The organism is Paraburkholderia sp. OAS925 (assembly GCF_040543975.1).
In the GTDB taxonomy this organism is placed as follows: Bacteria; Pseudomonadota; Gammaproteobacteria; order Burkholderiales; family Burkholderiaceae; genus Paraburkholderia; species Paraburkholderia graminis.
This window is the reverse complement of record NZ_JBEUNO010000001.1, coordinates 1-13,062: the sequence shown is the minus strand read 5'-3', so window position 1 is coordinate 13,062 and position 13,062 is coordinate 1. Positions and strand designations below refer to the sequence as shown.

Genomic DNA, 13,062 nt, shown 5'->3' with positions numbered 1-13,062 from the left:
GCGAGCGGCCCCTAGTGTAAGCGGATCGCGGAATGGCTCAAAGCACAGGGGGCGAGGAACGCGCCGAACGCGCCAAACGCGCTCAACGTTCGTCGTAGCTCACCACCACGCGATCGCTGATCGGATGGCATTGACAGGTCAGCACGAAGCCGTCGCGGATTTCATGCTCTTCGAGCGTGTAGTTCTTTTCCATCTTCACTTCGCCTTCGACGACTTTCGCGCGGCAGGTGCAGCACACGCCGCCTTTGCACGCATACGGCAGCGCGAGCCCGGCGCGCAGACCGACGTCGAGCACGCTCACGCCCTGATACGGCAGGCGCAGCTTGCGGCGCTTTCCATCGAGCACGATTTCGAGCTCGGCTGCGGGCGTGTCGTCGGTGATTTCGACGGGCGGCACGCCCGCTTGCGGCAGCGGCGAGCCAAAGCGTTCTACGTGCACCTTTTCCGACGGCACGCCGGCGGCTTTGAGCGCGGCTTCGGCGGCGTCCATCATCGGCGCGGGGCCGCAGATAAAGGCTTCGTCGATCGAATCGGCCGGCACGAGGCTTTCCAGAAACGCCGCGCACTTCTTCTGGTCGAGCACGCCGTTGAACAGTTCGACGTCCTGCAAATCGTCCGACAGCACGTGGTACAGCACGAAGCGGTTCATGAAGCGGTTCTTCAGATCTTCGAGTTCTTCGGCGAACATGATCTGATCCACGCTGCGGTTGCCGTAAATCAGCACAAAGGTGCTGCGCGGTTCGACCTCGAGCGTCGTCTTGATGATGGCGAGCACCGGCGTGATGCCCGAGCCGCCTGCAAACGCGACGTACTGCTGGCCGTGGTCCACGTTCAGATGCGTGAAGAAGCGGCCGTCCGGCGTCATCACGTCAATCGTGTGGCCGGGCTGCAGCGTGTCGAAGGCGAAATTCGAGAAGCGCCCGCCGCGCACGCGCTTGATGCCGATGCGCAGTTCGCCGTCGCGGTCGTAGTCGGTGACGCCCACGCAGATCGAGTACGAACGGCGCGTTTCCTCTCCGTCGATATGCGTTTTGAGCGTGACGAACTGGCCTTGCGTGAAGCGGTAAAGCTCGCGCAGTTCGGCGGGGACTTCGAAGGCAACCGAGACCGCGTCGGCGGTTTCAGGCCGCACTTCGCGGATACGCAGCGGATGAAATTGCGGGGTAGCCATATCAGTATGGTTTGAAATAGTCGAAGGGTTCGCGGCAGTCGAGGCAGCGGTACAAGGCTTTGCAGGCGGTCGAGCCGAATTGCGCGAGACGCTCGGTGTGCGCCGAGCCGCAGCGCGGGCACGAAGGCGCGGGCAGCGCGCGCGGCACGAAGCGCATGACCTTTTCGCGCGGCCGCAAACCCGAATCGGCCGGCGATCCGCAATTGCCGGTGGGCGGCGCGATGCCGTAGGCGCGCAGTTTGTCGCGGGCTTCGACGGTCATCCAGTCAGTGGTCCACGCGGGCGCGAGCACGGTGGCGATGCGATAAGGCGTGAGTCCCGCGACGTCGAGTGCATGCGCGACGTCTTCGGCGATCTGCGACATGGCCGGACAGCCGGAATAGGTCGGCGTGATCACCACCTCGAGCGTGCCGTCGTCCGTGCGCCGCACGTCGCGCAGAATGCCGAGCTCGCGGATCGATACCACCGGAATCTCGGGATCGGGCACGGCTTCCAGCACCGCCCACGCGCGTTCGAGCGTGGCGTCGTCATGGGCGTCGTCAAGGACGGCGGTGGGCGCGGTCGAGGTCGTCATCGTCTGATTTGCCGTGTTATTGCGATTACCAGGTCGCGCCGGGATGCTGCCGCGCGAGGCTTTGCATTTCGGCCAGCACGAAGCCCATGTGCTCCGAATGCTCGCCGTGCTTGCCGGTCGTGACGTGCTTGACCGGTTCGGGAAGCGTAAGCGTGGCTTGGTCGAGTGTGGCGCGCACGTCGTCGAGCCAGGCGGCTTCCAGATCGGCGCTGAGCGGGCCAATGCCAGCCGCGGCGATCGCTTCTTCCACGGCGTCGGTGCTGAAGAACTCGCGCGTGTACGGCATCAGGTAGTCAAGCGCGGCCTGCGAGCGGCGGTGCGATTCCTCCGTGCCGTCGCCGAAACGGATCAGCCATTCGCTCGCGTGATGGACGTGGTAGCTCGTTTCCTTGATCGACTTCGACGCGATCGCGGCCAGTTGCGTGTCGGTCGATTGCGTGAGCGCGGTCCAGACATGCGCCATCAGCGTCGAATAAAGGAAGTTGCGCACAATGGTGACCGCGTAGTCCTTCTCGGCTTGCGCCGTCGCGGACAGCGGGCCGTAGTGCGGCAATTCCACCAGCGTGTAGTTGGCGAACTCGCGCTCGGCGCGGAAGTACGCGTAGTCGTCTTCGGTGCGGGTCTTGCCGGTGAGGTGCTGTTCGAGCGACGCCGCGTGCGTGTACAGCAGACGCGCCTGGCCGATCAGATCGAGGCTCATGTTCGACAGCGCGATGTCTTCTTCGAGAATCGGGCCGTGGCCGCACCACTCGGCATTGCGCTGACCGAGAATCAGCGCGGTATCGGCGAGGCGCAGCACGTATTGCAGATGTTCTAGCGTGATGTTCATGGCCGCGCTTACATGTGGTTGACTTCGTCGGGAAGCGTGTAGAACGTCGGGTGGCGGTAAATCTTGTCGGCCGCCGGTTCGAACAGTTCCGCCTTGTCTTGCGGCGCGGACGCCGTAATCGCCGACGACGGCACCACCCAGATGCTCACGCCTTCCTGGCGGCGCGTGTAGACGTCCCGCGCCATGCGCAGCGCCATTTGCGCGTCGGCGGCGTGCAGGCTGCCGCAGTGTTTATGGTCCAGTCCCTGCTTGCTGCGCACGAAGACTTCCCAAATCGGCCATTCCTTGTTCATGCTGATCTCCTGATTCCTTGCCTGGCGAGCCGCGTTGTTCAGGCGGCGTGCTGTTGGGCGCGTTGGCGTTGTTTCTCGGCGTGGGCGATGGCGGCTTCGCGAACCCAGGCGCCCTCGTTATGCGCCTTGACGCGGGTGCCAAGGCGCTCGCGATTGCATGGGCCGTCGCCGTTCACGACGCGCCAGAATTCTTCCCAGTCGATGTCGCCGTAGTCGTAGTGGCCGCGCGCTTCGTTCCATTTGAGGTCGGGGTCGGGCAGCGTCACGCCGAGCACCTTCGCCTGTTCGACGGTGGCGTCGACGAATTTCTGACGCAGGTCGTCGTTCGAAATACGCTTGATGCCCCATTTCGACGATTGATTGCTGTGGATGGAATCCTTGTCGCTCGGACCGAACATCATCAGCACCGGCCACCACCAGCGGTTCACCGCCTGCTGGACGAGTTCGCGCTGCGCGTCGGTGCCGGACATCATCGACATCAGCGCGTCGAAGCCCTGGCGCTGGTGGAACGACTCTTCCTTGCAGATGCGGATCATCGCGCGGGCGTACGGGCCGTAAGTGCAACGGCACAGGGGAATCTGATTCATGATCGCCGCGCCGTCGACCAGCCAGCCGATCACGCCGACATCCGCCCAGGTGGGCGTCGGGTAATTGAAGATGCTCGAATATTTGGCCTTGCCGGAATGCAGCGCCGCGACGAGCTGATCGCGCGAGACGCCGAGCGTTTCGGCCGCGCTATATAGATAGAGACCGTGGCCGGCTTCGTCCTGCACCTTGGCGAGCAGAATCGCCTTGCGCTTGAGGCTCGGCGCGCGCGTGATCCAGTTGCCTTCCGGCAGCATGCCGACGATCTCCGAATGCGCGTGCTGCGAAATCTGGCGCACGAGCGTCTTGCGATACGCGTCGGGCATCCAGTCTTGCGGTTCTATCTTGCCGTCCGCGGCCATGACGGCGTCGAATTGCGCCTGCTCCGGCGACGTCGCGCCGGATTCCAGCGGGGCCACGTTGCCGGGAATATCCAGGGATTGCGTGTACATGGGGACGCTCTTTCTGGGGGAGTTATCTGGTTTGCACAGTATAAGCCAACCGACCGGTCGGTTAATAAATTTTTTTGAGACGGACGGCGTTCGCTCCGACAGCCGCCGGCGCGGGCTTCGCGACCTGTTTTACTTTGCGCGGAAACCCCGCACCGGCGCTTAGCCTATAAAATTGCGAATTGGCCGCGATTGCGGCCCTCCTGCATCCCCGGTACTTCATGCTACGTCTAAGCGAAATCAAACTCCCGCTCGATCATCCCGAGAGCGCTCTCGAGGCCGCCGTCCGCGCGCGTCTCGCGGAACTCGGCGTGCCTCATGACGGGCTCGTCCGATACACCGTGTTCCGGCGCGCCCACGATGCGCGCAAGCGCGCCGACATCAAGCTGACCTACATCGTCGACGTCGAGGTCACGGACGAAGCCGCCGCGCTCAAGCGGATCGCCGACGTGCCGCATTGCGCCGTGACGCCCGACATGACGTACCGGTTCGTCGCCAGGGCGCCGGCGCAGTTCAGCGGGCCGCGTCCGGTGGTGATCGGCATGGGACCATGCGGGCTGTTCGCCGGGCTGATCCTCGCGCAAATGGGCTTCCGTCCGATCATCCTCGAGCGCGGCAAGGCGGTGCGCGAGCGCACCAAGGACACCTTCGGCCTGTGGCGCAAGTCGGTGCTGAATCCGGAATCGAACGTGCAGTTTGGCGAGGGCGGCGCGGGTACGTTTTCGGACGGCAAGCTGTATAGCCAGATCAAGGACCCGAAGCACTATGGCCGCAAGGTGCTGGACGAATTCGTGCGGGCCGGCGCGCCAGAGGACATTCTGTATCTGAGCCGGCCGCATATCGGCACGTTTCGCCTCGTGAGCATGGTCGAGAAGATGCGCGCGACCATCCACGAACTGGGCGGCGAAGTGCGTTTCGAGACGCGCGTGGACGATATCGACATCGATAACGGAAAAGTACGCGGGCTGACGCTGTCGACGGGCGAAACGCTGCGCTGCGACCATGTGGTGCTCGCCGTCGGCCACAGCGCGCGCGATACCTTTCAGATGTTGCACGACCGCGGCGTTTATATCGAAGCCAAGCCGTTCTCGCTCGGGTTTCGGATCGAGCATCCGCAGGGCTTGATCGACCGTAGCCGGTTCGGCAAGTTTGCCGGCCACAAGCAACTGGGCGCCGCCGACTATAAGGTGGTGCATCACTGCAGCAACGGGCGCGCGGTGTACAGCTTCTGCATGTGCCCGGGCGGGACGGTGGTCGCCGCGACGTCCGAGCCGGGGCGCGTGGTGACCAACGGCATGAGCCAGTATTCGCGAGCCGAGCGCAATGCGAACGCGGGAATCGTCGTGGGCATCACGCCCGACGATTATCCGGGCGGGCCGCTTGCCGGCATCGCATTCCAACGGAAATGGGAAGAGCGGGCGTTCGAACTGGGCGGCGGCAACTATATGGCGCCGGGTCAACTTGTCGGCGACTTCATTGCTGGACGGCCGTCGACGTCGCTTGGTTCGGTCGTGCCGTCTTATAAGCCGGGCGTGCATCCCACGGATCTCAGCACGGCGCTGCCCGACTACGTGATCGAGGCGATTCGCGAAGCGCTTCCGCAGATGGACAAGAAGATCGCGGGCTTCGCGATGCATGACGCGGTGTTGACGGGCGTGGAGACGCGGACGTCGTCGCCGATCCGGGTGCGCCGGCGCGACGACTATCAGAGCGTGAACGTCGAGGGCTTGTATCCGGCGGGAGAGGGCGCGGGTTACGCCGGCGGGATCTATTCGGCGGCGATCGACGGAATTGAAGTGGCTGAAGCGCTGGCTTTGAAGATGACGGGTGAGCTGCAAGTGGCCGGGTGAGGGTGCTGGCTGTGCGTTGCGGGCTTTGTCCGTTTGCGAGTGCGAGTGCGGGCGTATGCCGCCCGCGCTGGCCCGCGTCGGCCGACGCGGATCGTGCACAATGGCTGTTTCGCTTGAAACCAAGTACACGAATGACCATTCGCTCTCTGGCCGCGGCATGCGGCGCCGCGCTGTTTTGCCAGCTTGCCGTTTCCTCCTCTGTCGCCGCCGCTGGCACGGACGCCTCGGCGCATTGGGTCACGGCGTGGGCAACCGCGCTGCAGCCCATCCCGCAACGCGCTGACTTGCCGCCGCTGTATCGCGCGCCTGAAGTGGCGGGGCGCACCGTCCGTCAGATTGTCTACCCGACGCTGTCGGGAAAATCTGTGCGGATTCACCTCAGCAATGAATACGGCAAGACGCCGCTCGTTATCGAGGATCTGCGCATTGCGCGGTCGGCGGGCGGCGCTGCCGCGTCGGCTGGCGGCGGCGCGCGTGTGACCTTCGGCGGGAAGCCGAGTGTGAGCGTTGCGCCCGGCCGCGAACTGGACAGCGACCCAATCGCGATGGACGTCGCGGAAGGCGCGCCGTATGCCATTAGCGCGTTTATGGCGCCGGACCAGCGAGTGGTCGCGTGGCACCGGGTTTCCAGCCAGCTTAATTATGTTTCCAGCCCCGGCAACCACGCGGCGGACGCGACGGCAGAAGCGTTTCGCGGGCGCTTCACTCAATACTTGTGGGTGACGGGGCTGTCCGTCGACGCCGCGCCGGGATCGACGGCAATTGCGGCGATCGGCGATTCGATCACGGACGGCATGCGCTCCAGCCTGAACCTGAACCGTCGATGGCCGGACGCGTTCGCCCGCCGATTGGCCGGCTCGGGGAACCGCTCGACGGCCGTGATCAATCTCGGTATCAGCGGCAACCGGCTGCTTAACGATTCTCCGTGTTATGGCGATGCGCTGGTCACGCGATTTGGGCGCGACGCGCTCGAGCGGCCCGGCGTCAAGGCGGTGATTCTGCTGATCGGCATCAACGACATTAATTTCGCGGCGATGCCGGCGCGCAGCGGGCTCGACTGCGATTTCCCGCACGCGTCGGTGACAGCGGCCGACCTGATCGCGGGCTATCAGCGGGTGATCGCGGCCGCGCGACGGGCGGGAGTCAAGGTGTTCGGCGGGACGCTGACGCCCGCAGCGCTTCCGGCGTCGCGCGAGAACATCCGGCTGGCCGTCAACGAGTGGATCCGTTCCAGCCATGCTTTCGACGGCGTAGTCGATTTCGACGCCGCGCTGCGCGATCCGGCCGAGCCGGGACGTCTGCAGCGCAAGTACGATAGCGGCGACCACATTCACCCAAGCGATGCCGGCTACGCGGCCATGGCGGAAGCGGTTTCCGTCGACGGAGCCGTGAATTCGGCGCGCAAATGAGTGACTGACGATAAAGTTCTCGCCAAACCCTTGAAATAAGGCTCTGGGCCGCCTATGATTTCGTTCCTCGTTTGCGAACGAGGGCCGCGACGGGAAGGAGCGGCGGTGACGTCAACAAAGTTTTAAGCGAAAGCGAAAAAATGGGGTTGACGAACCGAAAGAGAGTCTTCATAATCTCGCTTCTCTGCTGCTGATGCAGCGACGCAGAACGAAGCAGTGCCGGGTGGTTGAAGTGGGCGCTGTGAAGTGTGCGAACCGATCTTTAAAAACTAACAGCCGATAAGTGTGGGCGCTTGATGCGCGACGCGCGCCGGGTTGCGGGGTTTTCTCCGGAATCTGGCGGTAAAGCGAAAGTATCAAGTCTCACACAGTAATGAAAGGAAGGTTTGGTCATCGAGAGATGGTTGAACACTTCGTCAGTACGTTGAGTGAGCGACCGGGTTCGAAAGAGCCCGAAAACAGTAACAGGTTTGAACTGAAGAGTTTGATCCTGGCTCAGATTGAACGCTGGCGGCATGCCTTACACATGCAAGTCGAACGGCAGCACGGGAGCAATCCTGGTGGCGAGTGGCGAACGGGTGAGTAATACATCGGAACGTGTCCTGTAGTGGGGGATAGCCCGGCGAAAGCCGGATTAATACCGCATACGCTCTGCGGAGGAAAGCGGGGGATCCTTCGGGACCTCGCGCTACAGGGGCGGCCGATGGCAGATTAGCTAGTTGGTGGGGTAAAGGCCTACCAAGGCGACGATCTGTAGCTGGTCTGAGAGGACGACCAGCCACACTGGGACTGAGACACGGCCCAGACTCCTACGGGAGGCAGCAGTGGGGAATTTTGGACAATGGGCGCAAGCCTGATCCAGCAATGCCGCGTGTGTGAAGAAGGCCTTCGGGTTGTAAAGCACTTTTGTCCGGAAAGAAAACCGCCTGGCTAATATCCGGGCGGGATGACGGTACCGGAAGAATAAGCACCGGCTAACTACGTGCCAGCAGCCGCGGTAATACGTAGGGTGCAAGCGTTAATCGGAATTACTGGGCGTAAAGCGTGCGCAGGCGGTTCGCTAAGACAGATGTGAAATCCCCGGGCTTAACCTGGGAACTGCATTTGTGACTGGCGGGCTAGAGTATGGCAGAGGGGGGTAGAATTCCACGTGTAGCAGTGAAATGCGTAGAGATGTGGAGGAATACCGATGGCGAAGGCAGCCCCCTGGGCCAATACTGACGCTCATGCACGAAAGCGTGGGGAGCAAACAGGATTAGATACCCTGGTAGTCCACGCCCTAAACGATGTCAACTGGTTGTCGGGCCTTCATTGGCTTGGTAACGTAGCTAACGCGTGAAGTTGACCGCCTGGGGAGTACGGTCGCAAGATTAAAACTCAAAGGAATTGACGGGGACCCGCACAAGCGGTGGATGATGTGGATTAATTCGATGCAACGCGAAAAACCTTACCTACCCTTGACATGTACGGAAGTCCGCTGAGAGGTGGATGTGCCCGAAAGGGAGCCGTAACACAGGTGCTGCATGGCTGTCGTCAGCTCGTGTCGTGAGATGTTGGGTTAAGTCCCGCAACGAGCGCAACCCTTGTCCCTAGTTGCTACGCAAGAGCACTCCAGGGAGACTGCCGGTGACAAACCGGAGGAAGGTGGGGATGACGTCAAGTCCTCATGGCCCTTATGGGTAGGGCTTCACACGTCATACAATGGTCGGAACAGAGGGTCGCCAAGCCGCGAGGTGGAGCCAATCCCAGAAAACCGATCGTAGTCCGGATCGCACTCTGCAACTCGAGTGCGTGAAGCTGGAATCGCTAGTAATCGCGGATCAGCATGCCGCGGTGAATACGTTCCCGGGTCTTGTACACACCGCCCGTCACACCATGGGAGTGGGTTTTACCAGAAGTGGCTAGTCTAACCGCAAGGAGGACGGTCACCACGGTAGGATTCATGACTGGGGTGAAGTCGTAACAAGGTAGCCGTATCGGAAGGTGCGGCTGGATCACCTCCTTTCCAGAGCTGAACGTGTCAAACGTTGAGCGCTCACGCTTATCGGCTGTAGTGAAGAAACGCAGACAGACTCAGGGGTCTGTAGCTCAGTCGGTTAGAGCACCGTCTTGATAAGGCGGGGGTCGATGGTTCGAATCCATCCAGACCCACCATGTCATGTCTGGTGAGCTGATGGACTGAAACCTCTGGTGCTGCTGTGCAGTGACTTGGGGGATTAGCTCAGCTGGGAGAGCACCTGCTTTGCAAGCAGGGGGTCGTCGGTTCGATCCCGTCATCCTCCACCAATCCTCAATGCGTAGCGTTCTGTGAAACAGGCAGAGCGTTGTGCATTGGCGATTGAGCCAGTCAGCAAGTGATATGAAGCAGAGCTTTGTATCGGCTGTCGTTCTTTAACAATCAGGAAGAAGTAGTAAAGAGATTCACGAAAGCATGCTTAGAGATGGGTGTGCGAGTAGGTGAATCAGGGTTGTGATTGTATCGATGTATTTTAAAGGTAATCGAAAGATTGCTCTTGGAATACGGCGCAACACGAATACTCAACCTGTAGCGAGTGATCGGATCGCTGGTCCCCTTCGGGGATCGGGCCAGAGTAAGTGCTAAAGCACTAACACTGGCCGAGAAGACACACCCGTTATAGGGTCAAGCGAACAAGTGCATGTGGTGGATGCCTTGGCGATCACAGGCGATGAAGGACGCGGTAGCCTGCGAAAAGCTACGGGGAGCTGGCAAACGAGCTTTGATCCGTAGATGTCCGAATGGGGAAACCCACCTCTTTTGAGGTATCCGTGGCTGAATACATAGGCCATGTGAAGCGAACGCGGTGAACTGAAACATCTAAGTAACCGCAGGAAAAGAAATCAACCGAGATTCCCAGAGTAGTGGCGAGCGAAATGGGACCAGCCTGTACTCTTTATCTTCATTGTTAGTCGAAGGCTCTGGAAAGTGCCGCCATAGCAGGTGATAGCCCTGTAGACGAAAACAGCGAGGAAGAACTGGGTGTACGACAAGTAGGGCGGGACACGTGAAATCCTGTCTGAAGATGGGGGGACCATCCTCCAAGGCTAAATACTCGTGATCGACCGATAGTGAACCAGTACCGTGAGGGAAAGGCGAAAAGAACCCCGGGAGGGGAGTGAAACAGATCCTGAAACCGCATGCATACAAACAGTCGGAGCCTTCGCAAGAGGGTGACGGCGTACCTTTTGTATAATGGGTCAGCGACTTACATTCAGTGGCAAGCTTAACCGATTAGGGCAGGCGTAGCGAAAGCGAGTCCGAACAGGGCGTTCAGTCGCTGGGTGTAGACCCGAAACCAGGTGATCTATCCATGGCCAGGATGAAGGTGCGGTAACACGTACTGGAGGTCCGAACCCACTAACGTTGAAAAGTTAGGGGATTGGATGAGCTGTGGATAGGGGTGAAAGGCTAAACAAACCTGGAAATAGCTGGTTCTCTCCGAAAACTATTTAGGTAGTGCCTCGTGTATCACCTTCGGGGGTAGAGCACTGTCATGGTTGTGGGGTCCATTGCGGATTACTACGCCATAGCAAACTCCGAATACCGAAGAGTGCAATCACGGGAGACAGACATCGGGTGCTAACGTCCGGTGTCAAGAGGGAAACAACCCAGACCGCCAGCTAAGGTCCCCAAATATGGCTAAGTGGGAAACGAAGTGGGAAGGCTAAAACAGTCAGGAGGTTGGCTTAGAAGCAGCCATCCTTTAAAGAAAGCGTAATAGCTCACTGATCGAGTCGTCCTGCGCGGAAGATGTAACGGGGCTAAGCCATATACCGAAGCTGCGGATGCACATTTATGTGCATGGTAGGAGAGCGTTCCGTAAGCCTGCGAAGGTGCACTGGAAAGTGTGCTGGAGGTATCGGAAGTGCGAATGCTGACATGAGTAGCGATAAAGGGGGTGAAAGGCCCCCTCGCCGTAAGCCCAAGGTTTCCTACGCAACGTTCATCGGCGTAGGGTGAGTCGGCCCCTAAGGCGAGGCAGAAATGCGTAGCTGATGGGAAGCAGGTTAATATTCCTGCACCAGTGTTGAATGCGATGGGGGGACGGATCGCGGAAGGTTGTCCGGGTGTTGGAAGTCCCGGTCCTTGCATTGGAGAAGGCGCTTTGGCAAATCCGGGCGCGGAATTCAAGGGTGCGAGGCCAGTCGTTTAGGCGACGAAGCAATCGGAAGTGGTTCCAGGAAAAGCCTCTAAGCTTCAGTTCAACAGTGACCGTACCGCAAACCGACACAGGTGGGCGAGATGAGTATTCTAAGGCGCTTGAGAGAACTCGGGAGAAGGAACTCGGCAAATTGGTACCGTAACTTCGGGATAAGGTACGCCCCTGTAGCCTGACTGGCCTGCGCCAGAAGGGTGAAGGGGTTGCAATAAACTGGTGGCTGCGACTGTTTAATAAAAACACAGCACTCTGCAAACACGAAAGTGGACGTATAGGGTGTGACGCCTGCCCGGTGCCGGAAGATTAAATGATGGGGTGCAAGCTCCTGATTGAAGTCCCGGTAAACGGCGGCCGTAACTATAACGGTCCTAAGGTAGCGAAATTCCTTGTCGGGTAAGTTCCGACCTGCACGAATGGCGTAACGATGGCCACACTGTCTCCTCCCGAGACTCAGCGAAGTTGAAGTGTTTGTGATGATGCAATCTCCCCGCGGCTAGACGGAAAGACCCCATGAACCTTTACTGTAGCTTTGCATTGGACTTTGAACCGGTCTGTGTAGGATAGGTGGGAGGCTGTGAAGCGTGAACGCCAGTTTGCGTGGAGCCATCCTTGAAATACCACCCTGATCTGTTTGAGGTTCTAACCCTGGTCCGTGAATCCGGATCGGGGACAGTGCATGGTAGGCAGTTTGACTGGGGCGGTCTCCTCCCAAAGTGTAACGGAGGAGTACGAAGGTACGCTAGGTACGGTCGGAAATCGTGCTGATAGTGCAATGGCATAAGCGTGCTTAACTGCGAGACCGACAAGTCGAGCAGGTGCGAAAGCAGGTCATAGTGATCCGGTGGTTCTGTATGGAAGGGCCATCGCTCAACGGATAAAAGGTACTCTGGGGATAACAGGCTGATACCGCCCAAGAGTTCATATCGACGGCGGTGTTTGGCACCTCGATGTCGGCTCATCTCATCCTGGGGCTGTAGCCGGTCCCAAGGGTATGGCTGTTCGCCATTTAAAGAGGTACGTGAGCTGGGTTTAAAACGTCGTGAGACAGTTTGGTCCCTATCTGCCGTGGGCGCTGGATATTTGAAGGGGGCTGCTCCTAGTACGAGAGGACCGGAGTGGACGAACCTCTGGTGTACCGGTTGTCACGCCAGTGGCATCGCCGGGTAGCTATGTTCGGAAGAGATAACCGCTGAAAGCATCTAAGCGGGAAACTCGCCTTAAGATGAGATATCCCCGGGGCTTCGAGCCCCTTGAAGGGTCGTTCAAGACCAGGACGTTGATAGGTCAGGTGTGTAAGCGCAGTAATGCGTTCAGCTAACTGATACTAATTGCCCGTAAGGCTTGATCCTATAACAGGTGTGTGTCGGCAGCCGTTAGTGCTTCAGCACTTATGGATGCCCCACCCTGCGCCACGCGCAGGGTCTTATGCAGACCACACACGGTTGAGTGATCGATGTTGTGCCTCGAACAACACAGCCCAACAGCTTTACCCTGGTGAGCATCACCAGAAACTACTTCTTCCCGATTGGTTGTGTTGGCCCAAAACCCAGCACGACAACAAGTCATGCCTGATGACCATAGCGAGTCGGTCCCACCCCTTCCCATCCCGAACAGGACCGTGAAACGACTCCACGCCGATGATAGTGCGGATTACCCGTGTGAAAGTAGGTAATCGTCAGGCTCCCCAGCAGTGTCAGAAACCCCACCCCGCAAAGGTGGGGTTT

General features: G+C 59.8%; 7 protein-coding genes, 2 tRNA genes and 3 rRNA genes. 7 read left to right on the top strand and 5 right to left on the bottom strand.

Annotation, left to right across the window (positions count from 1 at the left end; genetic code table 11):
* Nucleotides 1-82: 82 nt before the first annotated feature.
* The 5 genes from paaE to paaA are packed head-to-tail and all read right to left on the bottom strand — an operon-like array spanning nt 83 to nt 3,904.
* Nucleotides 83-1,171: a 1,2-phenylacetyl-CoA epoxidase subunit PaaE gene (paaE, locus tag ABIE53_RS00060; RefSeq protein WP_006053053.1), complete on the bottom strand. Its 1,089-nt coding sequence runs from the start codon at nt 1,169-1,171 to the stop codon at nt 83-85.
* 1 nt (nt 1,172) lies between these two features.
* A complete protein-coding gene (gene paaD, locus ABIE53_RS00055) occupies nt 1,173-1,745 on the bottom strand; it encodes a 1,2-phenylacetyl-CoA epoxidase subunit PaaD (protein WP_114156530.1) in 573 nt (190 codons plus the stop codon).
* Nucleotides 1,746-1,770: 25 nt separating this feature from the next.
* Nucleotides 1,771-2,574: a 1,2-phenylacetyl-CoA epoxidase subunit PaaC gene (gene paaC / locus ABIE53_RS00050; protein ID WP_114156529.1), complete on the bottom strand. Its 804-nt coding sequence runs from the start codon at nt 2,572-2,574 to the stop codon at nt 1,771-1,773.
* An 8-nt stretch (nt 2,575-2,582) separates the two neighbouring features.
* Entirely contained in the window at nt 2,583-2,867 is a 285-nt protein-coding gene (paaB, locus tag ABIE53_RS00045; protein ID WP_006053056.1) for a 1,2-phenylacetyl-CoA epoxidase subunit PaaB, read from the bottom strand.
* A gap of 38 nt (nt 2,868-2,905) precedes the next feature.
* A complete protein-coding gene (gene paaA, locus ABIE53_RS00040) occupies nt 2,906-3,904 on the bottom strand; it encodes a 1,2-phenylacetyl-CoA epoxidase subunit PaaA (protein ID WP_006053057.1) in 999 nt (332 codons plus the stop codon).
* A 218-nt stretch (nt 3,905-4,122) separates the two neighbouring features.
* Between paaA and ABIE53_RS00035 the strand changes: the two genes are divergently transcribed.
* From ABIE53_RS00035 to rrf, 7 genes are all read left to right on the top strand, one after another.
* The gene (locus ABIE53_RS00035) at nt 4,123-5,751 is read left to right on the top strand and encodes an NAD(P)/FAD-dependent oxidoreductase (protein WP_006053058.1); all 1,629 of its coding nucleotides are present in this window, start codon (nt 4,123-4,125) and stop codon (nt 5,749-5,751) included.
* Nucleotides 5,752-5,882: 131 nt separating this feature from the next.
* On the top strand, nt 5,883-7,160 hold the full coding sequence (locus ABIE53_RS00030) for an SGNH/GDSL hydrolase family protein (RefSeq protein WP_029970891.1): 1,278 nt from the start codon (nt 5,883-5,885) through the stop codon (nt 7,158-7,160).
* A 472-nt stretch (nt 7,161-7,632) separates the two neighbouring features.
* A 16S ribosomal RNA gene (locus ABIE53_RS00025) occupies nt 7,633-9,165 on the top strand.
* 72 nt (nt 9,166-9,237) lie between these two features.
* Nucleotides 9,238-9,314: transfer RNA gene (locus tag ABIE53_RS00020), tRNA-Ile, on the top strand.
* A 56-nt stretch (nt 9,315-9,370) separates the two neighbouring features.
* Nucleotides 9,371-9,446 (top strand) — tRNA-Ala (locus ABIE53_RS00015).
* Nucleotides 9,447-9,799: 353 nt separating this feature from the next.
* A 23S ribosomal RNA gene (locus ABIE53_RS00010) occupies nt 9,800-12,687 on the top strand.
* 218 nt (nt 12,688-12,905) lie between these two features.
* Nucleotides 12,906-13,019 (top strand): 5S ribosomal RNA (gene rrf, locus ABIE53_RS00005).
* The 16S, 23S and 5S rRNA genes sit together here with 2 tRNA genes alongside, the layout of an rRNA operon.
* Nucleotides 13,020-13,062: the final 43 nt, after the last annotated feature.